This is a genomic window from Candidatus Methanoperedens nitratireducens (assembly GCF_900196725.1).
Taxonomy (GTDB): domain Archaea; phylum Halobacteriota; class Methanosarcinia; order Methanosarcinales; family Methanoperedenaceae; genus Methanoperedens; species Methanoperedens nitroreducens_A.
Genome location: NZ_FZMP01000196.1, coordinates 40,756 through 62,282, shown reverse-complemented (window position 1 = coordinate 62,282; position 21,527 = coordinate 40,756). Strand labels below are relative to the sequence as shown.

Annotated in this window: 31 protein-coding genes and 2 pseudogenes; 27 read left to right on the top strand and 6 right to left on the bottom strand. The window is 46.0% G+C overall.

All coding sequences use genetic code 11. The features are described 5' to 3' along the window. Positions 1-9 precede the first annotated feature (9 nt). Positions 10-1,038, bottom strand: a complete 1,029-nt coding sequence (gene trpD / locus MNV_RS13390; protein WP_096206457.1) for an anthranilate phosphoribosyltransferase — start codon at positions 1,036-1,038, stop codon at positions 10-12. A 99-nt stretch (positions 1,039-1,137) separates the two neighbouring features. Here trpD and MNV_RS13385 point away from each other — a divergent pair, with 99 nt between their 5' ends. The 19 genes from MNV_RS13385 to MNV_RS13295 all read left to right on the top strand — a co-directional run bounded on the left by MNV_RS13385 (position 1,138) and on the right by MNV_RS13295 (position 14,218). Continuing rightward, positions 1,138-2,025 (top strand): hypothetical protein, encoded by an 888-nt coding sequence (locus MNV_RS13385; protein ID WP_096206456.1) that lies wholly within the window; start codon positions 1,138-1,140, stop codon positions 2,023-2,025. A 106-nt stretch (positions 2,026-2,131) separates the two neighbouring features. Then, on the top strand, positions 2,132-2,491 hold the full coding sequence (rpl7ae, locus tag MNV_RS13380; RefSeq protein WP_257000070.1) for a 50S ribosomal protein L7Ae: 360 nt from the start codon (positions 2,132-2,134) through the stop codon (positions 2,489-2,491). Between the two features lie 4 nt (positions 2,492-2,495). After that, on the top strand, positions 2,496-2,711 hold the full coding sequence (locus MNV_RS13375; RefSeq protein WP_096206455.1) for a 30S ribosomal protein S28e: 216 nt from the start codon (positions 2,496-2,498) through the stop codon (positions 2,709-2,711). A 4-nt stretch (positions 2,712-2,715) separates the two neighbouring features. Beyond that, a complete protein-coding gene (locus tag MNV_RS13370) occupies positions 2,716-2,907 on the top strand; it encodes a 50S ribosomal protein L24e (RefSeq protein WP_096206454.1) in 192 nt (63 codons plus the stop codon). A gap of 9 nt (positions 2,908-2,916) precedes the next feature. Next, positions 2,917-3,366 (top strand): nucleoside-diphosphate kinase, encoded by a 450-nt coding sequence (ndk, locus tag MNV_RS13365; RefSeq protein WP_096206453.1) that lies wholly within the window; start codon positions 2,917-2,919, stop codon positions 3,364-3,366. A gap of 66 nt (positions 3,367-3,432) precedes the next feature. Next, positions 3,433-3,810: a MarR family transcriptional regulator gene (locus MNV_RS13360; protein WP_096206452.1), complete on the top strand. Its 378-nt coding sequence runs from the start codon at positions 3,433-3,435 to the stop codon at positions 3,808-3,810. Positions 3,811-3,969: 159 nt separating this feature from the next. After that, entirely contained in the window at positions 3,970-5,733 is a 1,764-nt protein-coding gene (gene infB, locus MNV_RS13355; protein ID WP_096206451.1) for a translation initiation factor IF-2, read from the top strand. A gap of 28 nt (positions 5,734-5,761) precedes the next feature. Beyond that, complete coding sequence (udg, locus tag MNV_RS13350; RefSeq protein ID WP_096206450.1) at positions 5,762-6,349, top strand: type-4 uracil-DNA glycosylase; 588 nt, start codon at positions 5,762-5,764, stop codon at positions 6,347-6,349. Between the two features lie 25 nt (positions 6,350-6,374). Beyond that, positions 6,375-6,812: a bis(5'-nucleosyl)-tetraphosphatase gene (locus MNV_RS13345; protein WP_096206449.1), complete on the top strand. Its 438-nt coding sequence runs from the start codon at positions 6,375-6,377 to the stop codon at positions 6,810-6,812. Beyond that, entirely contained in the window at positions 6,799-7,335 is a 537-nt protein-coding gene (locus MNV_RS13340; RefSeq protein WP_096206448.1) for a putative ATP-dependent zinc protease, read from the top strand. Before MNV_RS13345 ends, MNV_RS13340 begins: the two co-directional genes overlap by 14 nt. 229 nt (positions 7,336-7,564) lie before the next feature. After that, complete coding sequence (locus MNV_RS13330; protein WP_096206446.1) at positions 7,565-8,287, top strand: class I SAM-dependent methyltransferase; 723 nt, start codon at positions 7,565-7,567, stop codon at positions 8,285-8,287. Between the two features lie 208 nt (positions 8,288-8,495). Continuing rightward, positions 8,496-9,008 (top strand): flavodoxin domain-containing protein, encoded by a 513-nt coding sequence (locus MNV_RS13325; RefSeq protein WP_096206445.1) that lies wholly within the window; start codon positions 8,496-8,498, stop codon positions 9,006-9,008. A 130-nt stretch (positions 9,009-9,138) separates the two neighbouring features. Next, positions 9,139-9,432: an aminotransferase class I/II-fold pyridoxal phosphate-dependent enzyme gene (locus MNV_RS20295; protein WP_218838027.1), complete on the top strand. Its 294-nt coding sequence runs from the start codon at positions 9,139-9,141 to the stop codon at positions 9,430-9,432. Between the two features lie 8 nt (positions 9,433-9,440). Continuing rightward, complete coding sequence (locus tag MNV_RS13320) at positions 9,441-10,283, top strand: pyridoxal phosphate-dependent aminotransferase (protein WP_218838026.1); 843 nt, start codon at positions 9,441-9,443, stop codon at positions 10,281-10,283. A 180-nt stretch (positions 10,284-10,463) separates the two neighbouring features. Next, entirely contained in the window at positions 10,464-11,702 is a 1,239-nt protein-coding gene (locus tag MNV_RS13315) for an MBL fold metallo-hydrolase RNA specificity domain-containing protein (protein ID WP_096206444.1), read from the top strand. A gap of 2 nt (positions 11,703-11,704) precedes the next feature. Then, positions 11,705-12,232, top strand: a complete 528-nt coding sequence (locus tag MNV_RS13310) for a tRNA (cytidine(56)-2'-O)-methyltransferase (protein ID WP_096206443.1) — start codon at positions 11,705-11,707, stop codon at positions 12,230-12,232. Next, positions 12,229-13,332, top strand: coding sequence for an ATP-grasp domain-containing protein (locus MNV_RS13305; RefSeq protein ID WP_096206442.1), 1,104 nt, complete (start codon positions 12,229-12,231; stop codon positions 13,330-13,332). The genes MNV_RS13310 and MNV_RS13305 overlap by 4 nt, the downstream gene beginning before the upstream one ends. A gap of 36 nt (positions 13,333-13,368) precedes the next feature. After that, positions 13,369-13,881 (top strand): transcription factor, encoded by a 513-nt coding sequence (locus tag MNV_RS13300; protein ID WP_096206441.1) that lies wholly within the window; start codon positions 13,369-13,371, stop codon positions 13,879-13,881. Next, positions 13,868-14,218: an HDIG domain-containing metalloprotein gene (locus tag MNV_RS13295; protein ID WP_096206440.1), complete on the top strand. Its 351-nt coding sequence runs from the start codon at positions 13,868-13,870 to the stop codon at positions 14,216-14,218. Before MNV_RS13300 ends, MNV_RS13295 begins: the two co-directional genes overlap by 14 nt. Here MNV_RS13295 and MNV_RS13290 read toward each other — a convergent pair. Beyond that, on the bottom strand, positions 14,205-14,528 hold the full coding sequence (locus tag MNV_RS13290) for a DUF2551 domain-containing protein (protein ID WP_096206439.1): 324 nt from the start codon (positions 14,526-14,528) through the stop codon (positions 14,205-14,207). The genes MNV_RS13295 and MNV_RS13290 overlap by 14 nt on opposite strands. A 152-nt stretch (positions 14,529-14,680) precedes the next feature. Here MNV_RS13290 and MNV_RS13285 point away from each other — a divergent pair, with 152 nt between their 5' ends. The 6 genes from MNV_RS13285 to MNV_RS13260 all read left to right on the top strand — a co-directional run bounded on the left by MNV_RS13285 (position 14,681) and on the right by MNV_RS13260 (position 18,361). After that, entirely contained in the window at positions 14,681-14,998 is a 318-nt protein-coding gene (locus MNV_RS13285; protein ID WP_096206438.1) for a HesB/IscA family protein, read from the top strand. 5 nt (positions 14,999-15,003) lie between these two features. After that, positions 15,004-15,357, top strand: coding sequence for a nascent polypeptide-associated complex protein (locus MNV_RS13280; RefSeq protein WP_096206437.1), 354 nt, complete (start codon positions 15,004-15,006; stop codon positions 15,355-15,357). 70 nt (positions 15,358-15,427) lie between these two features. Continuing rightward, entirely contained in the window at positions 15,428-16,249 is an 822-nt protein-coding gene (proC, locus tag MNV_RS13275) for a pyrroline-5-carboxylate reductase (RefSeq protein WP_096206436.1), read from the top strand. 18 nt (positions 16,250-16,267) lie between these two features. Next, entirely contained in the window at positions 16,268-17,086 is an 819-nt protein-coding gene (mtxX, locus tag MNV_RS13270) for a methanogenesis marker protein Mmp4/MtxX (RefSeq protein WP_096206435.1), read from the top strand. Beyond that, positions 17,076-17,870, top strand: coding sequence for a class I SAM-dependent methyltransferase (locus tag MNV_RS13265; RefSeq protein ID WP_096206434.1), 795 nt, complete (start codon positions 17,076-17,078; stop codon positions 17,868-17,870). Before mtxX ends, MNV_RS13265 begins: the two co-directional genes overlap by 11 nt. A gap of 290 nt (positions 17,871-18,160) precedes the next feature. Next, positions 18,161-18,361, top strand: a complete 201-nt coding sequence (locus MNV_RS13260) for a hypothetical protein (RefSeq protein ID WP_096206433.1) — start codon at positions 18,161-18,163, stop codon at positions 18,359-18,361. A 13-nt stretch (positions 18,362-18,374) separates the two neighbouring features. Here the strand turns inward: MNV_RS13260 and MNV_RS13255 are convergent, their stop codons facing one another. After that, positions 18,375-18,782, bottom strand: coding sequence for a nucleoside 2-deoxyribosyltransferase (locus MNV_RS13255; RefSeq protein WP_306453649.1), 408 nt, complete (start codon positions 18,780-18,782; stop codon positions 18,375-18,377). 141 nt (positions 18,783-18,923) lie between these two features. Here MNV_RS13255 and MNV_RS19785 point away from each other — a divergent pair, with 141 nt between their 5' ends. Beyond that, positions 18,924-19,079 (top strand): hypothetical protein, encoded by a 156-nt coding sequence (locus MNV_RS19785; protein WP_179293989.1) that lies wholly within the window; start codon positions 18,924-18,926, stop codon positions 19,077-19,079. Positions 19,080-19,191: 112 nt separating this feature from the next. Here MNV_RS19785 and MNV_RS20840 read toward each other — a convergent pair whose 3' ends face one another. Next, on the bottom strand, positions 19,192-19,326 hold the full coding sequence (locus MNV_RS20840; protein WP_257000063.1) for a hypothetical protein: 135 nt from the start codon (positions 19,324-19,326) through the stop codon (positions 19,192-19,194). A gap of 121 nt (positions 19,327-19,447) precedes the next feature. After that, a pseudogene (locus MNV_RS13250) lies at positions 19,448-19,630 on the bottom strand (plastocyanin/azurin family copper-binding protein); the annotation flags it as partial. A gap of 53 nt (positions 19,631-19,683) precedes the next feature. Between MNV_RS13250 and thiI the strand changes: the two are divergent. After that, positions 19,684-20,846 (top strand): annotated as a pseudogene (gene thiI / locus MNV_RS21370) (tRNA uracil 4-sulfurtransferase ThiI). Here thiI and MNV_RS13240 read toward each other — a convergent pair. Next, a complete protein-coding gene (locus tag MNV_RS13240) occupies positions 20,836-21,318 on the bottom strand; it encodes a thioredoxin family protein (RefSeq protein ID WP_096206430.1) in 483 nt (160 codons plus the stop codon). The pseudogene thiI and the gene MNV_RS13240 overlap by 11 nt on opposite strands. Positions 21,319-21,527: the final 209 nt, after the last annotated feature.

The window sequence follows — 21,527 nt, the reverse complement described above, 5'->3', positions numbered from 1 at the left end:
TTCTACTCTCTACAGGAATCGCTCAAGCTTTCCAGTCTCACCAGCGGCGTTCACGAACTCTCTCAGCTTATTCAGGGCTGCGCCGCTGTCAATGGATTGAACTGCCATTTTTATACCCGAATCCAGGTTCTCCGCCTTCCCGCTTACAAGCAGGGCTGCGCCCGCATTGACTGCTATTATATCCCGCTTTGCTCCTTTTTTCCCTTTTAACACCTCCACGATATCCCTTGCATTTTCTTCAGGGGTACCGCCTGCTATTTCACTTGCCTGAACACGTTTGATGCCAAGTTTTTCGGGCGATATTGTATATTTTGTAATCCTGCCCCCATTCAACTCGGCTATTGCAGTCTCACCCACATTTGATATTTCATCCATGCCGCTTCCATGGACTACCAGGGCTCTTTTAGTGCCGAGGAGCTTCAGGACATTTGCCATCGGCTCGCACAGGGAATTATCGAAAACCCCGATCACCTGCGCCTGCGCGCCTGCGGGATTGGTGAGCGGACCCAGGATATTGAACACAGTCCTGAAACCGAGGTCGCGTCTTATCTGCCCAACACGTCTCATTGAAGGGTGGAACACCGGGGCGAGCATAAATCCGATACCTACGTTCTCAATGGTCTTTTCCACCTCCGCGGGTGGTGAGTCTATCCGGATGCCGAGTTCTCTTAGCACGTCAGCACTTCCTGATTTTGAAGTGATGGAATAGTTCCCGTGCTTTGCAACCGGGACACCGGCACCGGCAGCCACGAGCGCTGCGCCAGTGCTCACGTTGATGGTGCCTGTCGAGTCGCCTCCTGTGCCGCAGGTATCCACAAGTATCCCGTTTACTTTCGGGGAAATCCTGTTCGCTGCCTTTTTCATTCCGCGCGCCAGCCCTGCGATCTCGGCGGGAGCTTCGCCTTTCAGTTTCAGCGCTGTTAAGAACGCTGCTATCTGGGCATCTGTCGCCTCCGTGAATATTTTAGATATGGCGACTTCCGCCTCGTCCGATGTCAGATCCTGCTTCTGGATGAGTTTCTGGATATATTCTTTCATAATTATCACTGTACATACTTGTACATCAATGTATAAACGAATACATTGTATATAAAAGTTACGTGAGGCTTTAATATAAGTAAAATAATATGAGGCAGCATGGGAAAGCAGAATACATACAAAGTAATCTTAGCCCTCTTTCTGGCTTTAACTATGGTACTTTCGGTGTTTGCTTTATTACTCAATCCGAGAAGCGAGACGGAGCAAGAGGCACCGCAATCAACACCTCAACAGGAAAAATACAACCCCGAATACTGGACTATGAACCAGCCGTTCTATTCCATCTCTGATGCTCTCAATATGACACCCGTTGATGCAGTGTCAGCCAGCTATACTGATCTTGAAGGCATGACGCCGCAGATGATGCAGTGGGTAAGACAGGATGTAACGGTCATCAATGAGGCAGATATCATTTATAACTCAACTACCACAAAAGTGTATTATGCCGCGCTAAAAGAGGGAGAAAACAACTCGTTCTTGCTTCTCAGTATTATGTATCCTGAAAGGAATGATTTTGAATATATCGAGTATCCTCAACAGATCGCAGGCTACTATATTCTCGTTAGACAGGAACCGCAGTTAAACGGATTATATAATGTAATGGGAACTCCTACTATTCTTGCGCCAGGAGATACGATCGGTGGAGTTCTGGAAATCATCACAAGCCTGAATAAGACAGCAACCGCATATGACCGGTATGCAGGTTTGCTCAGTAAAGCTGAACCGGCACCATACCAGATGCTGAGTTCAAATGTCAGTTTTGCGAAACAGTATTATATGGGTGTCGGGTTGAACAATGGTAGTTATGTGAGGACAACTGCATATCTTGATTTGAACTCCACTACCCTGAAAAAGCTCAACCAGTTAAAAGCCAACAGTACGGAGAAAGGTTTTACGGAATATAACGTGACCGGTGAAGGAAACTATACCACTGTCAAAATAGCTGGACCTGACCTGTTCAGGGTATTAAGCGAAGAGACCTCTTAGCGCAAAATATATACCATTTAATGCTGTAGTGAAGCCGATACTTTTAATCAAATGAATGATGAAGGATACTAATATCCTGAAGGAAGTAATTAATATGGCACAACCAATGTACATTAAATTCGAAGTTCCCGCAGATTTATCCAATAAAGCACTGGAAGCTTTAGAGATGGCTCGGGATACAGGAAAGATACGAAAAGGAACAAACGAAACAACAAAAGCAATTGAGCGTGGGATTGCAAAACTTGTAATAATAGGCGAAGACGTGAACCCGCCCGAGATAGTGGCTCATATGCCTGCACTGTGCGATGAGAAGAACACACCGTACATCTTTGTCAAAAAGCAGGTAGAGCTTGGTGCAGCCGCCGGATTGACCGTGGGAAGCGGTGCGGCAGCAATAGTAGAACCGGGGAAGGGCAAGGAATTAGTAGAAGAAGTAGCCCAGAAGGTCCAGGCGCTGAAGAAGTGAGAACATGGCAGACGAAGAGGCAGGATATCCTGCGGAAGTAATCGAAGTGATAGGCAAGACCGGAATGCATGGTGAGGCCATGCAGGTTCAGTGCAGGATACTCGAAGGCAGGGACAAAGGCAGGATCATAACCCGCAATGTTATCGGACCAGTAAAAAACGGTGATATCCTGATACTGCTTGAGACATCCAGGGAAGCAAAGAAATTAATTTCAAGGTGAAGTCATGGAAAAAAGGAAATGCTCTTTTTGCGGAGGCGCAATAGAGCCGGGCACCGGCAAACTGTTTGCCAGGAAAGACGGGACTGTGTTCTATTTCTGCTCATCCAAATGCCAGGGGAATTCAGACCTTGGAAGAATACCGCGCAAGGTCAGATGGACAGAAGCCGGAATTAAAGCAAGAGGAAAAGCGAAGTAAGGTGAGACCTTGGAGCGCACGTATGTTATGGTCAAGCCGGACGGCGTACAGCGCGGGCTGGTAGGCGAGGTAATCAGAAGGATAGAGAGGCGCGGGCTTAAAATAGTGGCGCTCCGGATGAACACGATATCCGGCGAGAGTGCCAAGGAACACTACGCTGAGCATGCCCAGAAACCTTTTTTTAATTCGCTGATCGACTTCATAACATCCGGACCGTCGGTCTCGATGGTGGTTGAAGGGAAGAATGCGGTCTCTGTGATGCGTGCTATTAACGGAGCCACAAATCCCGCCAACGCTGCGACGGGAAGCATCCGCGGGGACTTCGCGCTTGATACGGGACGCAATGTCGTCCATGCCAGCGACTCACCCGAATCCGCGCAGAGGGAAATAGGTATTCATTTCAAGGAATCCGAGATTTCATGGTACTCGCGGATGGACGAAACCTGGGTTTACGAGTAAAGTCTCATAATTTTCCTATCGAAAGATTAATATATTACGGTATCATAATATATTCTGGGAGTCGATATGAAAACACTTATTATGAAACAACTCGACGAAAAGAACGAAGAAATCACAGATACACTCATATCTTTAGGTATGAGTAGACCTGTTGCCAGAATTCTGAGCTACCTTCAAACAGGGGATGAGGTTACATCTGTAGACTTAGAGAAAGTAACCGGGTTGAGGCAGCCGGAAGTCAGCGTTGCTATGAGGGAGTTAAAAGAACATGGCTGGATAAATGAGCGTGAGGGGAAAAAGCCGGGCAAAGGAAGACCATATAAAATATATTCACTCAAAGTTAGCTTTGATGAGATAATCGCGCAGATTGAAAAGCAGCAGAGAAAAGCAGCGGATGAGGCGCGGTTAAGGATTGAGCGGTTGAGGAAATCGAGAAGATACTGAACTTATTAAAAAATAAGCAACTGGCTCAAGTATTCTTCCTATCAGGCATGGAGCGTCAGCCTTCTCCGGGAACGTCTAAAGCTGGCATAGGACAGCCGGATGAGCCGGGTGTAACCCAAATATTATAACTATAGTACACGTTATAGAGACCACAACGTTATGGCACAAAACCTGCGCACGCCCATAGTATGCGTTATGGGACATGTTGACCACGGTAAGACATCGCTCCTTGACAGGATAAGGGGCACCACAATAGCTGCGCGTGAAGCGGGTCTGATAACGCAGCATATCGGCGCAACAGAAGTGCCGCTAGATGTAATAAAACGCGTATGCGGGCCCATTTTTAAATCCGATACAAAAATACCCGGGCTGCTTTTCATAGATACCCCGGGGCACAGGGCGTTCACCACGCTGCGGGCAAGGGGAGGCGCGCTGGCTGACCTTGCGGTGCTTGTTGTTGATATAAACGAAGGGTTCCAGCCCCAGACTATTGAAGCTGTTGAGATACTTAAAAGGTTCAAGACGCCGTTCGTGGTCGCTGCGAACAAGATCGACAGGCTCTCAGGCTGGAACTCGCAACCGGGGCAGCCATTCATACTATCGTACCCGCAACAGGCAGAGCATGTAAGGACCGCGCTTGATGGAAAAATATACGTGCTCATCGGTAAGCTCTATGAGATGGGGTTCAGCTCGGACAGGTACGACAGAGTGCGTGATTTCCAGCGGAACGTAGGCGTGATACCGCTCAGCGCAAAGACCGGAGAGGGCATACCGGACATCCTCATGGTATTGATGGGGCTGGCGCAGAGATTCCTTGAGAAAGACCTGGAATACAGGGCGGTAGGACCTGGCATTGGCACGGTCATTGAGGTTAAGGAGGAGACCGGTCTTGGCACCACGCTGGATGTGATATTGTATGACGGGGAACTGAATGTCGGGGATACTGTGGTGGTAGGGAGTCTGGGAAACCCTATTGTTACGAAGGTAAGGGCTCTCCTGAAACCGCGCCCGCTATCCGAGATGAGGGCAGAGGAAAAATTCAAGCCTGTAAAAAAAGTGGTTGCCGCGTCCGGTATAAAGATCGCCGCACCGAACCTTGAAGGTGCACTTGCGGGCTCGCAGATACGGGTGGCGCTGGATAATATCAATGAAATAGCTGCTCAGATAAAATCCGAGGTGGATGCGGTAAGGATTGAAACGCAGTCAAACGGGATATTGATCAAAGCCGATACCCTTGGCTCTCTTGAAGCTCTTGTGAACGAACTGAAAAAAGAGAATATACCGATACGCAGGGCGGATATTGGCGACATTACGAAACGCGATGTGGCAGAAATAAAAACAATTAAAGACCCGCTTTTATCGGTAATCGTTGGATTTGATGTGGATATTCTTCCTGATGCCCAGGAGGAACTTGCCGGTTCGAACACCAAGGTGTTCATTAACGATGTCATCTACAGGCTTATCGAGGATTACAAGAAATGGGTTGCGGAACAAAAGCAGCTCATTGAGAAAAAGCGCTACGAGACCATCATCAAGCCCGCCAGGTTCCAGATACTGCCGGACTGCACGTTCAGGCAGAGCAAGCCTGCTGTTGTGGGTGTACGCGTGCTGGGCGGTATAATCAAGACGAACCTTGAGGTGATGAGGACGGACGGGATGATAGTTGGAAGGATAAAGGGCATCCAGGAACACAGCGAGAACCTGAGCGAGGCTGCGACTGGCAAGGAGGTGGCTGTTGCTATAGACGGACCAGTTGTGGGGCGGCAGATAAAGGAAGGGGATATACTCTACGTAGAAGTGCCTGAGAAGCATGCGAAAATCGCCGAGCAGGAGCTATTCGAGGCGATGTCGGTCGAGGATAAGGAGGCACTGATGGCTTTCATGGAGCTAAAGAGGAGAGGAAACCCGTTCTGGGGCAAGTGAGTGGAAAATATAGCTTTTTCAGATCAATATGCCAAAGCAGGAACTTATCGATGAAATAGTCGCACAGGTGCAGGTCTGTAGAAAATGCCGCCTCTGGCAGCACGCCAGGAATCCTGTTCCCGGTGAAGGCAATCTTGATGCATCCCTTATGCTGATAGGCGAGGCGCCGGGTAACCAGGAAGATATTAAAGGCAGACCTTTCGTCGGGAGCGCGGGAAAGCTTCTCAACACGCTCATTTCAGTTACAGGTCTTAAAAGGGAAGATGTGTATATATGCAATATCGTAAAGCACAGACCGCCTGAGAACAGGGAGCCAAGAGCCGATGAGATCAAAGCCTGCACATCCTATCTTGACAGGCAGATACATATCATAAAGCCAAATATCATTGCTACACTGGGAAAGCACTCAACAAAATATATCCTTTCAAAGGTAGGTGTTGAGGTAAATGGGCTCGCGCAGGTCAGGGGAAGGATATATACGGAGAGGCTTCTTGATATTCCTGTAAGGATAATACCCACCTATCATCCGGCAGCAGTACTTTATAATCCTTCATTCAGGCAAAGACTCAAAGAGGATTTCCAGAAAATAAAGAAAGAACTTGAAGAATCCGTATAATATATAATAGCTACAGGGAAGAAATATGATGCGGAAAAAATCATGTGGGGCCGTAGTATTCAGGAAAAACCGGGAAGTAAAATATCTTTTATTGCATTACGAAGCAGGTCACTGGGATTATGTAAAAGGCGAGGTCGAGAAAGGCGAGAGCGAAAGGGACACGGTCGTAAGAGAGCTCATGGAAGAAACAGGTATCACGGATGCAAGGTTCATCGAAGGATTCAGGGAAGAGATAAGATATTTTTTCAAGATGGGGGGCAGGACTGTCTATAAGGAAGCCGTATTTTTCCTGATGGAGACCGAAACTAGTGAAGTGGTGCTATCTTTCGAACATACCGGCTACGAGTGGCTGGACTATCAAAAGGCTATAGAGCGACTCACTTTTGAGAATGCGAAGAATATACTGAGGAAGGCACATACATTCCTTAAGGAACAAAGGATCATAGAAAATGGACATAGATAAGGTCAGGGAAATCATAGATTTCACGAATGCCGAGAGAAAGCTGATTTCAAGTTTTAACTTGCCGGCAGATGCTTTTACTCCGCTTCTGCTCTCCCTGAGGGACGGCGGGGACTGGAGCTATTCTTCCGAGGACATAAAGACAATGGCAGTGATGGACAAGACCACGATTTACGATGATGAAAGAAAACTCGGATATTCTCTTGAGGAAATATATTTGTTCGTTAATCCTGAAATTAGAGATGAAGAGGGAACTGTCCACAGGCTTGAGAAATGCGGGAATGAGGAGATGAGATTGCTTGTCAGGCGACCATACAAAGTTCGAGTAATGAGTGACCGCATAATAAAAACTACTGTAAATCCTCTTGAAAAGGAGATAAAGATAGAGGAACTGGCTGAAAAAGAACTCGTTTTCGATGGCTCTACTGCTTATGATATTGCCCATGAGATAGAGCACCTGAGGCAGAAGGAGATCAAAGGCGGGAGTTTGTGGGAGTTCAGGTTTACGGGCGAATTTAGACAATAATACTTTCGCTTCCGCTCTTGCTGAATAGATATATGAACCCAATTCGTTTATATATAATAAGTACCTTCATTTCTGCACAAAAGAAGATCTGGAGGAGGATTTCAGATTTCTTTCTATTAAGGAACTGTACGAGCGCGAGTACGATGAACCCGGAACTCAGGGGAAGACGCATCATCACATTTCATGGATACTCATAGCGGAGAATACCGGGCAAGGATCGGAGGCAGCAATGGATACAAAGGAACACTATGAGAATCACCTGGCGAATTATTATTCCTGGATGTTCGGTGATTTTAACGCTAAACTGAACGAAAACCAGCGATTTTTTCAGTGCCATAATATCAAACCGGTTTCATCGAAAATCGCTATTGATCTGGGAGCCGGTTGCGGCTTTCAATCAATTCCGCTGGCAAAAATCGGATTTAAGGTTAAAGCGATTGATTTTAGCAAAAAACTATTGAATGAATTGAAAAGTAAAAGTAACGGCTTAAGTATCGAAGCAATAGAAGACAATATTTTAAATTTTGATATTTACTCTAACTGCAAACCTGAATTAATAGTTTGCATGGGAGATACTATTACCCACCTTGATAGTCTGGAGTCTGTCCAGAAATTGATTAAAAATAGTTATAAAATACTTTTAAAATCCGGGAAACTGATTTTAACATTCAGGGATTTGACATTTGAACTAAAAGAAGAACAGAGATTTATTCCTGTTAGAAGTGATGATAACAGGATTTTTACTTGCTTTTTGGAACGTCGCTCTACTTATGTAAAAGTTTTTGATATAATTTATGAAAAAGAGAATGGGAGATGGATCCAAAAAATAAGCTCATATAAAAAATTGATAATTTCGCGGGATGTAGTAAAGGATTATTTTAAAGATGCCGGATTTAAAATAGAATTTAACGATATTGAAAATGGGTTAGTTACAATAGCAGGGATAAAATAACGCTACCAGCATTAAATGAAACCATGAGCCTGAAGAGATGCCGCAGAAATCAAGCGAACAGGATAAATTCAAACTAAAAAAGGACTTTTTGAAACCCCTGCTTTCCATAGCACTTCATCGAGCGAAAGCTTTTACTGATATAACATATAACATTAATATGTGAGTGGAAGCTAAAAAATCACTCATTCAATAACATGGGGAGAAAAATATGCCAAAAGTAGTAGTAGTGTACCTGAGCACATCAGGAAACACAAAAGCGATGGCGGATGCCATTGTAGCAGGGATTCAATCAAGAAATGTTGAAGCAATAGCCATGAACTTCAATGAAGCAAGGATAGAAGAATTGGAAGATGCAGATGCGATTGCAATAGGTTCTTCCACATTTTACTATAGAATGCTGCCTCCGATGGAGAAATTTATCGAAAGCCTTGAAAAAGCAAAGATAAAAGCTAAATTAGGAGCGGCTTTCGGCTCTTACGGGTGGAGCGGTGAGGCACCTGTAATGATTGCAGAAAAAATGCGAAAACTCGGCATGGAAGTGATAGACCCGGTATTGCGTATCCAATATCAACCTACCGATAAAGATCTTGAGGAGTGCAAACGTCTGGGAAAAGATATCGCCGTTAAAGTGAAAAAGATACATGGCATGCCGGGAGGCGAACAAAAGCGTGAAGCTGCACCTGTCATGCAGGAAGTCAAAATGGGTGAAGGGGGTCACTGAGAGAAGCATCCACGCCGATACCTTTCGGGTTTTAATCCGCGGTCAACGACTTTGACTGGATTTCCTCCTGTTGGGAAAATCACGATGGATACGCGAAATTTAAATATCTATTGTACCTTTCAGGAGACATATGTTATCCCGCAGAGTAGACCATTTTATGGAGTCGGTCATCCGCGACATGACGCGTCTCTCATTAAAACACGGTGCGATCAACCTGGCGCAGGGATTCCCGGATTTCCCTGCGCCGGAAGAGCTAAAGCGCGCAGCAGCTTCGGCGATCCTGGAGGATTATAACCAGTATTCAATTACATGGGGCGCAAAAGACCTGCGGGAAGAGATATCACGAAAAGCCCGCGAATATAATCATATCGAAGCCGACCCCGAAACAGAGATCACGGTAACCTGCGGCTCGACGAAGCCATGATGGCTTCCATGCTCGCTTTAATAAACGAGGGGGATGAGGTCGTTGTATTTGAGCCGTTCTATGAGAACTACGGCCCCGATTCAGCCGTCTCAGGGGCAGTTCCGCGGTTCGTGCCTTTAAACGATGATAACAGCATAGATGAAGAGGCTCTTGTTTCTGCTTTTAATAAGAAGACGCGCGCACTTATCCTTAACACGCCAAATAACCCGTGCGGGAAAGTGTTCACTGCGAATGAGCTAAAACTGATCACGGAACTATGCGTGGACCACGATATTATTGCTGTGACCGATGAGATATACGAATACATCCTGTATGATAATAAAAAGCATATCAGCATCGGGTCGCTGGATGAGATGAAGGACAGGACGATAACCATAAGCGGATTCTCAAAGACCTATAGCGTTACAGGATGGAGGATAGGCTATGCGCTCGCAGGGAAGAACCTGACCTCGGCTATACGGAAGGTGCATGATTTCCTCACGGTGGGCGCTCCCGCGCCGCTCCAGCATGCATGCGTAACAGCCCTGGGATTCCCTGATTCGTATTATGAAGAGCTTGTGCGGATGTACGACGGGAAGAGAAAGCTGCTCTATAAGGCATTAATAAAAGCAGGATTTAAATGCCGTCTGCCGGAGGGCGCGTATTACATACTGGCGGATATACCTGAGGGCACAGGTATGGATGATATGGCTTTTGCGAAATACATGGTAGGCGAGATCGGAGTTGCTGCTGTGCCGGGGAGCAGCTTTTATAAGAGCGAAGCAGGAAAACATAAATTTCGGTTCACGTTCTCCAAGAAGGATGAGACTTTAATGGAGGCTGCACTGCGGCTTGAGAAGCTTGAGGTTTAATTGGCCCGGATCTCCAGCAACATTGTCCATAAAGTTTTATATTGAACCATAACAATTTATAATTAAATAAGCAACGAGTTTGAAATGGATTAACGTCGAGCCTAATTGGAGTTCGTACAGAGTTCGTATTAGTTCGTTGTTTGTCTTTATGCTATATAAACTACAAGCTGAGGCGATAACATTAACATACGATTTTTAGGAGGAGCAGGCGAAGTCGGAAGGTCCGCAATACTTGTCAATGATGAACTACTTCTCGATTACGGCATCAAACCAACAGACCCGCCCGCCTATCCATTGAATGGCATGCGCCCGAAAACCCTGATAATCTCGCATGGGCATCTTGACCACTGCGGGCTTGCACCCAATCTCATGGACCTTGAACCTGAGATATATTGTACGGGCACAACATCAAAGCTGTCAGGACTGCTGGCAAGGGATACCCTTAAAATAAGCGAGAATAAAGGTCATAACATACCTTACTACAACGAAGAGATCCAGGAGTTCGAGAGGCGCGCAAGAGCGGTAAAATACAGGCAGGAGTTCGAGACAAGTGGCTACCAGGCATGCCTGTACGATGCAGGTCATATCCCAGGCTCATCGTCCGTACATCTTGTAAAAGGTAACCAGAGCCTGTTCTATACCGGGGACATAAACACAATCGAGACCGAACTCCAGAAAGGCGCGGACACGGATTATCCTGAAAACGATATATTGCTGATAGAAAGCACGTATTTTGGCAAGAACCACACGCCCAGGAAGGAACTGGAGGAGCGGTTCATCGGATCTGTAAGAGATACCCTTGATAACGGTGGAAAAGCCATAATCCCGGCTTTCAGCATAGGGAGGACGCAGGAAATAATGCTTATCCTGAGAAAGCACGGGCTTCACGCTTATGTCGACGGCATGGGAGTCGATGTCTTCAACCTGATAAAACGATCGCCTGAACATGTGAAGGATATACACAAACTTGAAAAAGCGTTCACGAGCTTAAATATCGTAGAGCCTGAGCAGCGCAAGGAGATAATCAGCGAGCCCTCTGTGATAGTGACCAGCGCCGGGATGCTGAACGGCGGTCCTGTGCTCTATTATATCAGCGAGATGTATGACGACCCGAGATCAAAGATCCACCTCACGGGTTACCAGGTCGAGGGAACGAACGGCAGAAAAGCACTGGAAAGCGGGTATATAGAGGACAGGAATAAAATAACCCACCTCAAATGCAGGCTTGAGCTATATGATTTTTCGGCGCACTGCGGGGATGCGCAGCTAAGAGACGTTGTAAAAAAATTCTGCGATAACGGAACGCAAACGGTTATCCCTGTTCACGGGGATAATACGGGCGGCTTTGCGAGCTGGATAAAAGAAGAGCTGGGAGTGGATTCGATTGCCCCAGCCAACGGAGAAACTGTTTACATTTGAATATGAGAATAGTCATTTTAAGGCTCGGGCATAGAATCCAGAGGGACCAGCGGATAACCACGCATGTGGCGCTCACAGCGCGCGCCCTGGGCGCTGAGGGGATGCTCCTTGATTCTGATGATGCAGGCATCGAAAAAAGCCTGGATGAAGTAAAGAACAGGTGGGGCGGCTCTTTCTACGTCAGGAGAATAACTAGCTGGAAAAGCGAGATCAAAAAGTGGAAAGAAGCCGGAGGCAAAGTGATGCACCTCACGATGTACGGGCTCAATCTTCCGGACGCGATCGATGAGATCACGACCTGCAGCCTTATGATTGTCGTGGGGGCTGAAAAAGTGCCGCCTGAGGTCTATGAGCTTGCGGACTGGAATGTCGCCGTGGGTAACCAGCCGCATTCCGAGGTTGCAGCCCTTGCGATCGTGCTTGACAGGCTTAATGCATCATCGGGCAAAGATTCCCTGAGCTCCCGGTTTACAGGCGGCGAGATTGAGATCATCCCATGCAGGAAAGGTAAAGAGGTAAAGAGCAAATGAAAGTACTTGTGATTTGCAAGAGCAGCCGCAGTATCGTGTGCTCTGCAAAAAAAGCGGGACACACAGTCTATGCCCTTGACCATTTCGGCGATGTGGACATGGTAAAATGTGCAGATAAAGCGAGTTCCTTCGGGGATATTCCTGAGACAGGTATATACGAGCTGGCTCGCTCTTTTGGCGATGTCGATGCTGTGGTACTAGGACCGGGTTATGAAAAGCTGAAATTCAAAAATACCCTGAATAACAGGTTATCGTTAATTGAAGAAGTGAATGACAAATTAAAGATAGCAAAGAAATTCAGGTCAATGGAGATACCTCATCCTGAGACCGAGCCGCTTGATAAAGCATCGGGGCTTGGATTTCCACTGATGATAAAACCGAGGTCGGGCTCCGGGGGTATGAGGAACGCCATCGCCATAAACGAAGATGAACTGGCTGTTTTTAGCGCGCGGGATGATGCTGGCGAGCTCATAGCACAGGAATTCGTGGAAGGCATACCGTGCAGCGCTTCTTTAATAGGCACCGGGGATGATGCCGTTGTCGTGTCCCTGAATGAGCAGTTGATTGGTGTTCCCTGGCTTACAAGACTGCCTTTTGCTTATTGCGGCAACATCACGCCGTTCGTTTCAGGATTTAGCGAAGAAATGATAAGATATTCGACACAGATAGCTCTGGAATTCGGGCTTGCAGGTACAAACGGCGTGGATTTCATCCGGACGGAGAACGGAATAGTCGCCATCGAGGTCAATCCGCGTTTCCAGGGAAGTATCGACACGGTGGAGCTGTCAACCGGAATAAATGTTTTTGATGCACATGTGGAGGCATTTAAAGGCTGGCTTCCAGAACCAAAAAAAGCTAAGTGTTTTGCAGCCAAGACCATACTGTACGCAGACAGGAAAGTTGTTATAGATAACAGGCTCTCGGACAGGTTAATTAAATGCATGAATACCGGACGTGCTGTGGATGTCCCTCAAAGCGGGTGGATTGTGCAGCCCGATGAACCTGTGACCACATTCCTTGGAACTGGCAAAACACGCGAGACAGCTTTAGGGGAGGCGGGCAGATATGCACATAGTATTAAGGTCACGACGGAAACTTAAAGTCATAATAAATCAAGAATAGGATGGTGATGATTTTTGGTTGATTTGAATGATCCCGTTATCAGAGGTTATTTCATAAATCTTGTTGGCGACGAGGGTTTCAAAGTCGTGCAAAAGATGCCCGAAGGCGAGGTTACGGATGAGAAGATAGCCGAGGTGACCGGAGTTTTATTGAATATCGTAAGGAGGACCCTTTTCATTTTATACGAGAACAGGCTTGCACTGTATCGCAGGGTAAGGGATACAGATAGCGGCTGGCTTACGTATCTATGGAAGCTTGACCTTGGCAGCCTGAACCGACAGCTTGAAATTGAGGCTAAAAGAACTTTGAGGAACCTCAGGGCCAAGCTTGAATTTGAGGACGGGAAAGTTTTCTATACATGCAAGAACCAGTGCGGACGTTATCTTTTCGATGATGCGGCAGAGCTTGATTTTATGTGCCCGGTATGCGGTGAGGACCTGGCATACCAGGACAATGAACCTGTTATCAAAGCCCTGAAACAGAGGATATCAGAGCTTGAAGCAATGACCGCAGGTGCGCCTGCTTGAGATCAACTGGTGCGCGCAAAAAAGAGGGACATCAATAAGAGTAGATGTGGACGCTGTTTTCTCAGGCGGGCTGCTTCATGATATCGGCAGGTCAAAAACACATGGTATCGACCATGCAGTTAAAGGCGCCGGGATAGCGCTTGAGAATGGGCTTGGCGAAAAAATAGTGAATATTAATGAAGAAAAGGTAGTTGCGCATGCGGATAATCTTGTATCCGGCTCCAGGGTCGGCACTATGGATGAACTGTTACTGACCCTGAGAGAAAAACTGTTTGATGAAAAAATAATCAAACGCTTTATTGAGTTAAATAATGAGATTAACTCTATGATATGCTAATAGGTTTTTTATTAACTAAAGCACTTTTGATTAAATCCACGTACTCTTCTTTTAATGAGTACACAGTGGGTGTTTTATACGATTCTTTGAAGGCATGCAGGATGCCTAGCTTGGAGTGGATATAACCCAGTGTTGAAGCCACAGCACTGTAAGAAACTTTGAATTTTTTATTTATCTCACGATACAGCATGTCTACAGTTACCTTTTTTAGTTCCAGCAGTATATTTATTACAAATTTCCTAATCCCGTCTATGTCAAGTTCCAGGTATACTTCAAGGCGCCTTTTTATTCTAAGCCTGAGTGGCTCCATCGTATCACCTTATTTAAAACTTTCTTTCATAATATATATACTTTTCTGAATTATAATTAATTACAATTAAATACATTTGACCGAAAATTACCGGGTAAAGCACTGATATTTTTATATATATCCAAAACATAGAGGGAAAGAAGGAGATCCGAATGATAGAAATTACAGATGCAGCCGCATCAGAATTGAAACAAATACTTGAAAGTGAAAAGAAAAGCGACCATGGATTGCGCATATTTGCAGCCGGTATGGGCTGCAGCGGTGTCCAGTATGGTCTTACGCTTGAAAAATCCCCAAAAAGCGACGATACGGTACTGGAGAGCAACGGGATAAAGATATTCTTCAATAAAGACCTCCAGGAAGATATCGATGAATTCAAAATCGATTACATAGATAACGATCACGGAAAGGGTTTCATTATAGATAACCCGAATGCCAGGTGCGGTTCAGGATGCGGCAGTTGCGGGTGAGTTAGATGTTCCCGGGACTTGGCAAGGGTATCAATCCCCGCAAGATGGCTTCGATGATGAAGCAGATGGGAATTGACATCAACGAGATAGAAAATGTGGAAGAAGTGATAATCCGGACCCCTGAGAAGGAGCTTATATTCAAGGATGCGCAGGTCACAATAATGGATGCCAAGGGCATGAAGACATATCAGGTTGTCGGGACTGCCCAGGAAGTGGCGCGCGAAGCAAAAATCCCGGAAGAAGATATCAGGCTTGTGATGGAGCAAACGAAAGCAAGCGAGAGCGACGCAAGAAGCGCGCTCAAAGAGACAAAAGGGGATATCGCAGCCGCAATATTGAAACTCAGTAAGACCGGTTAGTTTTTAATTTTTTCGCCAAGTCCAATCTCATACAAATGTTTTTATCGATTCAGTCACTTTAATGGAGGCAATGACTGGCACGGATAATAAAAAAATAGGGTTTATCGGCACCGGAAAAATGGGTGAAGCCCTCATCAAAGGCATTCTTACGGCTAAACTCATTGCACCTTCGAAAATCTATGCAGGCGACGCTGACCATGCAAAACTGGAGCTGCTGGAGAAAGAATGTAGAATCAACATTTGCAAGGATAATTGTGATGTTGTCCTCGGTGCAGATATAATCATTATCGCGGTCAAGCCGCAGACTATCCCGGCTGTTCTGGGAGAGCTCAAAGATTCTGTAAAGAAACAGCTCATTATATCGATAGCAGCCGGTGTCCCGATAGAGACCTTTGAAAAAGCCCTGCCTGCGGGGACAAAAGTGGTAAGGGTGATGCCCAATATAGCCGCTACCGTGAGAGAAGCAGCCTGCGCAATAAGCCCTGGAAACGCCGTATCTGAAGAGGATGTATCCCTGGTGAGCGATATCTTCAGTTCCATCGGCAGGACAGTATTATTACCGGAACATCTTATGGATGCAGTTACGGGATTATCAGGAAGCGGACCGGCATATATTTTCATGATAATAGAAGCGCTTGCAGACGGCGGCGTGCATGAAGGTCTTGACAGGAACACGGCTAGGCTGCTGGCGGCGCAGACAGTTCTCGGGGCGGCTAAAATGGTACTTTCGAACGCGACCCATACAGGCGAATTAAAGGATATGGTTACCTCACCCGGCGGGACAACAATCCGGGGCATCAGGGTTATGGAAGAGCGCGGCGTCCGCGTTGCAATGATGAACGCTGTGATTGCTGCATGCGAGCGTTCAAAAGAACTGGGCAGAAAGAAATAATCGTAATCTAATCGGTTTATGGGAATTATTTCTGACATCGAAAGAAAAGCAAGGGAGAACCATGCAAGGATAGGGCTTGGTATCGGCAGGCTCTCCGAAGAGTTCATTAAAAGCGCAGAAGACGTCGGCGATTATGCCGAGGTTGTGCTCGTAGGTAATGAAGAACAGATAAGAACGACAGGTACAGGTCTTAAAATAGTACATTCCACAGAGCCGTCCGGGAAATTAGTAGAGCTTCTGGTAAGCGGAGAGATAGACGGGGCTGTACGGGGAACGCTCAGTGCTACAAAAACTCTCACAGCGCTAAAAGGCTCATTTGGTATGAAGAAGCTTTACAGGGCGGCATTACTTGAAACCGCAGAGGGAACTCCGTTTTTCCTGGCGCCTGTGGGGATCGATGAAGGAAATTCGGTAAAGGATAAGGTTGAACTGGTAAAGCGTGGCGTCGAATATTTCGAACGCCTCGGTATCCAGGCGAAAGTCGGGATTCTCTCAGGCGGTAGGTTCGAGGATGCCGGCAGGGATAAACAGGTAGACAGGACGCTTGAAGAGGCTGAGCTTGTTACAAAAAAAGCATGTGAGTCGGGGATTAATGCAAAGAACTATTCGATCCTGATAGAGGATGCCATCAAGGAGGCTAATTTCATCATTGCACCTGATGGAATATCAGGTAACCTTATTTTCAGGACGCTTGTGTTCCTGGGCGGCGGACATGGCTATGGTGCGCCCGTACTGATGGAAAAAGTGTTCGTGGATACCTCCAGGGTAAAAGAGGATGCTGCCCGGGCTATCATGCTTGCAAGCGCGCTTGTGAACCTCGATACCAATGTCGATTAAAGACCTCCTGAATAACAAACTGCCTCAGAAAAAACTCTTCCTCCTGCCGGGCGGTTTTGAGGTCATCGGGGATATCGCGATTATCAATATCCCTCCAGCACTTGATAATGAAAAATATCTTATCGCACAGGCGCTGGCGTCCCACAGGAAAGATATCAGGACAATCCTGCGCAAGGTAAATATGCTAAGAGGGGAAAAGCGTATCGGGGAATTTGAGCTGCTTCTTGGTAATACCACCAAAACCCTGCACAGGGAGAACGGCTGTGTTTTTCAAATAGATATAACAAAGACCTATTTTTCAGGAAAACTGGCTTTTGAACGGAACAGGATCGTAGAAAAAGCGAAAGATGGAGAAGATATCCTTGTATTATTCTGCGGTGTCGGACCGTTTCTGATTCCAATCAGGAAGAGGAGAAACGTGAATGTAACAGGACTTGATAATAACCCGGATGCATGCGCTTTATTCAAAAAAAACACAGAACTCAATAATATTGACGCCAATATTGTCCTTGGTGATGCGAATTTAATGGCTAATCTTTTCAAAAAACCTTTTGACAGGATAGTGATGCCTGCCCCTTATGGTCACGACCGCTTTTTAATGCTTGCTTGCCCCATATTGAAATCCGGGGGAACGATCCACTTTTATACATTCAAGAAGGATTTTGAGATACCACATTTTAAAAGGTTACTGGAAGGAAAAAATTGGAAAATTGACTTTTACAGGGCATGCGGCGGTGTAGCGCCGCGAGTAAGTAGATATGTCTTTGATCTGCAGAGGCGATAACTTAAATAAGTAACAGTAGCTGCCGACTGGTACCGGATAAAAGAAGTGTTTGGTTTATGTTGAAAACGGGTCTATCAGATGAGGCATAATCTGTACTGTTCTCCAGTTGCGTGCCGACGGTTCGCGGTTGGGGAGTTGGGGAGTTGAAAAACAGTGCTAACCGCGGCCCGCAACCTCGGCTTAATACCTTTTAATGACTTATATAGTTTTTGCTACTAATATGGGGGTAAAAAATAACTACCCATAAAATAGATATGGATGATAAAATATGTTAGCGCCGTGAGCAAAACGTGATTTCTGGACAAGGGAAATTAATTAACCGCCGGACAAAGACGGCTGGAAAAGAATACGACCGTTTTTTTATCTATGTACCTGCCGAGGTTGCAAGGGACGGGCTCTTCCCATTTAAGGAAGGTGATAAGCTGATAATCACGGTGGATGCTGATAATAAGCGCCTGATTATTGAGAGAAACACACAGTCAACGAATTAATACTTTTTATAGTTTATTTGAAACTCTTTAAACGAGCCAATAACTCCGGAATACCTGAACAGAGAATGATTGATCGCTCAATCATAAGATTTACAGTGCCTTCAATGCCCAGGGTGCGAAAATCAGTCCTCAGTCCAAGTACCGGCTTACCGAGCGCATAAGCATACCCGATCTCCCATGACGTCCCGGAATCAACATCCGCCCCATCAATTACAGCAACGAGTATATCCGCTTTATCGATCGCAGCCAGGTTTTTATCAAAGATAATTTTCTGCCTGTTTTTCTCATCCTTTATGTTATTTGAGTCCTCCTGCGGCAGGAAAACATTGGAGCCTGCTTTCTTTATCTCATCCCTGAGCTTGCGGTTAAAATCAAGCTCAGCCCCCGTAAAAAGTGGTGCTGCAAGATAAACGGTTTTCATATGCCTGATATAGTCCTTATAATAAAATAAGTTTTCTTAAGCGATTTCAATAATTTCTTATAAAATTCTCTACGCTGTAACCTTTTATATCCTTTAAAATACACTCAAGATTAACCAGATACGTATCGCAAGAAGGGGCTTATGCGCACAAAAATAATATGGCAATGTCCGAAATGCTGTTTTAAGGTAGAACATAACATCGAACTGGTTAAAAAACATGGTGAGCCTGTTTGTATATGCGGGGAATATATGCTAATCGGGGTAGAGCTGGAGCAAGAAGATCGCTCCCAGGCATAGTTATGAAATTAATTTTACTTACCCCGTTTATATTGAACACCCGGACAGATTTTAGAGCCGGGGTAAGTAAATAATTTGAGGCTATTGTTAACCATCTTTATCAGTGCGTTATCTATACACTCTCTTCCTGCTTCTCTATTACCATATCCTGTATAGCAACTTCAAATACCTTGCTGAACTGGCTTCTTCTTCCATTCCATGTGTGCTCAGAAGCACGGTTTACAAGACCGCTCCAGAATAAATCCATATTAATCACCTCGCTCAAAAATAACCCGGTCGGTATATATGGGCGCTCCAAGCGGGGTGAAACTAATCATTTCCCCAGCTGGATTACTACTTTAACCTAAAAAAGTAAATTGAGACCTTTATCAGGTCACAATTACTTTTCCGTGCTGCATACTGGGATGGACAATGCAGGAATATTCAAAGGTACCTGCCGTATTAAATGTGTAGCTAAATGTCTGCCCGTTACCTATGGACCCCGAGTCAAAAATTCCGCTTGTACTTGTTACTGTATGCGGCGCACTATCCATATTTGTCCATGTTACGGTTTGTCCTTTCGAAAAACAGAATCTTTAAATCATGAAAGCACAATGGAAGCCGCGTGACTACAGATGTAGTATTAGTAAGATATGATGAACTTGCCCTGAAAAGCAACAGGGTGAGAGCAAGGTACGAACAGGCACTGGTAAAGAACCTGAAAGCGATGCTTTACGCTGATGGCAGCTCATATTCGGAGATCAGCAAGGAAATGGGCAGGGTCTTCATACATACCGAAGACCCCGGCGCCTTGAAAAGCGCGGTAAAAGTTTTTGGCGTAGTATCCGCAAGCCCTGCTTATACGTGTGAGCCGACCCTTGAATCGGCTGCAAAGCTCTGCGCAGAAGTTGCAGGCAGTATCATGAAGGAGGGGCAGTCCTTCGCTATCAGGGCAAGGCGGGCCGGGAACCACGATTTTACATCCCGTGATATAGGCGTTGTATGCGGAGATGCGGTTTTTCAGCAAATGAACAAAAATATTACGGTTGACCTTGATAACCCTGATATAGAGATTTTCGTGGAGATCAGGCAAAAATGGCGTATGTCTTTACGGAATCGGTAAAGGGCGCCGGCGGCTTGCCAATGGGAACACAGGGCAAGATGGTCGCGCTCATCTCAGGCGGCATAGACTCGCCTGTGGCAGCATGGCTGATGATGAAAAGGGGCTGCGAAATAGTACCGCTGTATCTCAATAACGAGCCTTTCTCGGATGAGACCACACGCGAGAGGGCGATGCAGTGCATCGATGTTCTCCAGAAATGGTCGCCGCAGAAAAAATTCACAGTATACGAGGCTCCTCATGGCGAAAACCTCCTGGCATTCCTGAGCAACTGCGATAACAGGCTGAACTGCGTGCTGTGCAGGCGGATGATGTACCGCATCGCATCCGAGGTTTTGAAACTGGAAAGCGCGCATGGCATTATCACAGGCTCATCGCTCGGTCAGGTGGCATCCCAGACATCGCAGAACATGCTTGCTGAGATGTACGGCATGGAATATCCTATCTATCATCCCCTGATAGGACTGGATAAGCTCGAGATAACGGATATTGCGCGTAAAATTGGCACATTTGAGCCATCGACAAAGCCCGCGACCTGCTGCATGGCAGTCCCGGAATACCCCTCAACTGCTGCCAAACCGCAGGAAGTGATCGAAGCTGAGAAGCTGATAGACGTTCCCTCGCTTACGGGCTCGATGGTGAAAAATCTTAAGAAATTCACCCGTTAAACCTTTTAACAGCCAGGAGAACAAGTGCTACCATTACTGGTAATGTCTCAAACCCAGGCGATTCTTTTGGCAATTTCCCGCTGGAGCGCTTTATCTCCTGCACCATCTCTTCAGGTCCGAGGTAACCGATATGCCTTGACAGCTCCTTCCCTTTTGGGTCCAGGAATACAACAGTGGGATAATAGGCTATACCATACTTGCTTTCTATATCTATTCTCTTTTGTGTATCGACCTTTATTGCGATAAAATTCGCCATCTCCCCGACTACGCGCGGGTCCGGGTAAGTCCCCTCTTCCATCGCTATGCACGGCTGGCACCAGTCTGCATAGAAATCCATAATTATGGGTTTATCCTTTATGCTTGCTGCAAGGATGCCTTCCTCGTAGGTGTACCACTGTGTGGGCTGGGCGGTCGCCGGGATAATGGCGGTTGAAAGGATAAAGAGCGACAGCAGCCCTATTAGCTTCATCATAGCAGAATTGGCCTGGAGGTATAAAGAATATTCGAAATTTTTGTTTAAATTTATATGCTAATTTGTTAACAGCTTGTGTTAATTTAAATAGATTTAACAACTAACTCGTACGAACTCACAACGAACTCATTGTTGAATTTTGTAACAATACTAAGCTAACTTAGCCCGGCTAATCATAGAGTTCGTACGAGTTCGTATTAGTTCGTTGT

Coding starts and splice junctions, on each gene's coding strand:
- trpD (WP_096206457.1), bottom strand. CDS start 1,038: ATGAAAGAATATATCCAGAAACTCATCCAGAAGCAGGATCTGACATCG.
- MNV_RS13385 (WP_096206456.1), top strand. CDS start 1,138: ATGGGAAAGCAGAATACATACAAAGTAATCTTAGCCCTCTTTCTGGCT.
- rpl7ae (WP_257000070.1), top strand. CDS start 2,132: ATGTACATTAAATTCGAAGTTCCCGCAGATTTATCCAATAAAGCACTG.
- MNV_RS13375 (WP_096206455.1), top strand. CDS start 2,496: ATGGCAGACGAAGAGGCAGGATATCCTGCGGAAGTAATCGAAGTGATA.
- MNV_RS13370 (WP_096206454.1), top strand. CDS start 2,716: ATGGAAAAAAGGAAATGCTCTTTTTGCGGAGGCGCAATAGAGCCGGGC.
- MNV_RS13360 (WP_096206452.1), top strand. CDS start 3,433: ATGAAAACACTTATTATGAAACAACTCGACGAAAAGAACGAAGAAATC.
- infB (WP_096206451.1), top strand. CDS start 3,970: ATGGCACAAAACCTGCGCACGCCCATAGTATGCGTTATGGGACATGTT.
- udg (WP_096206450.1), top strand. CDS start 5,762: ATGCCAAAGCAGGAACTTATCGATGAAATAGTCGCACAGGTGCAGGTC.
- MNV_RS13345 (WP_096206449.1), top strand. CDS start 6,375: ATGATGCGGAAAAAATCATGTGGGGCCGTAGTATTCAGGAAAAACCGG.
- MNV_RS13340 (WP_096206448.1), top strand. CDS start 6,799: ATGGACATAGATAAGGTCAGGGAAATCATAGATTTCACGAATGCCGAG.
- MNV_RS13330 (WP_096206446.1), top strand. CDS start 7,565: ATGGATACAAAGGAACACTATGAGAATCACCTGGCGAATTATTATTCC.
- MNV_RS13325 (WP_096206445.1), top strand. CDS start 8,496: ATGCCAAAAGTAGTAGTAGTGTACCTGAGCACATCAGGAAACACAAAA.
- MNV_RS20295 (WP_218838027.1), top strand. CDS start 9,139: ATGTTATCCCGCAGAGTAGACCATTTTATGGAGTCGGTCATCCGCGAC.
- MNV_RS13320 (WP_218838026.1), top strand. CDS start 9,441: ATGCTCGCTTTAATAAACGAGGGGGATGAGGTCGTTGTATTTGAGCCG.
- MNV_RS13310 (WP_096206443.1), top strand. CDS start 11,705: ATGAGAATAGTCATTTTAAGGCTCGGGCATAGAATCCAGAGGGACCAG.
- MNV_RS13305 (WP_096206442.1), top strand. CDS start 12,229: ATGAAAGTACTTGTGATTTGCAAGAGCAGCCGCAGTATCGTGTGCTCT.
- MNV_RS13290 (WP_096206439.1), bottom strand. CDS start 14,528: ATGGAGCCACTCAGGCTTAGAATAAAAAGGCGCCTTGAAGTATACCTG.
- MNV_RS13285 (WP_096206438.1), top strand. CDS start 14,681: ATGATAGAAATTACAGATGCAGCCGCATCAGAATTGAAACAAATACTT.
- MNV_RS13280 (WP_096206437.1), top strand. CDS start 15,004: ATGTTCCCGGGACTTGGCAAGGGTATCAATCCCCGCAAGATGGCTTCG.
- proC (WP_096206436.1), top strand. CDS start 15,428: ATGACTGGCACGGATAATAAAAAAATAGGGTTTATCGGCACCGGAAAA.
- mtxX (WP_096206435.1), top strand. CDS start 16,268: ATGGGAATTATTTCTGACATCGAAAGAAAAGCAAGGGAGAACCATGCA.
- MNV_RS13265 (WP_096206434.1), top strand. CDS start 17,076: ATGTCGATTAAAGACCTCCTGAATAACAAACTGCCTCAGAAAAAACTC.
- MNV_RS13255 (WP_306453649.1), bottom strand. CDS start 18,782: ATGAAAACCGTTTATCTTGCAGCACCACTTTTTACGGGGGCTGAGCTT.
- MNV_RS19785 (WP_179293989.1), top strand. CDS start 18,924: ATGCGCACAAAAATAATATGGCAATGTCCGAAATGCTGTTTTAAGGTA.
- MNV_RS20840 (WP_257000063.1), bottom strand. CDS start 19,326: ATGGATTTATTCTGGAGCGGTCTTGTAAACCGTGCTTCTGAGCACACA.
- MNV_RS13240 (WP_096206430.1), bottom strand. CDS start 21,318: ATGATGAAGCTAATAGGGCTGCTGTCGCTCTTTATCCTTTCAACCGCC.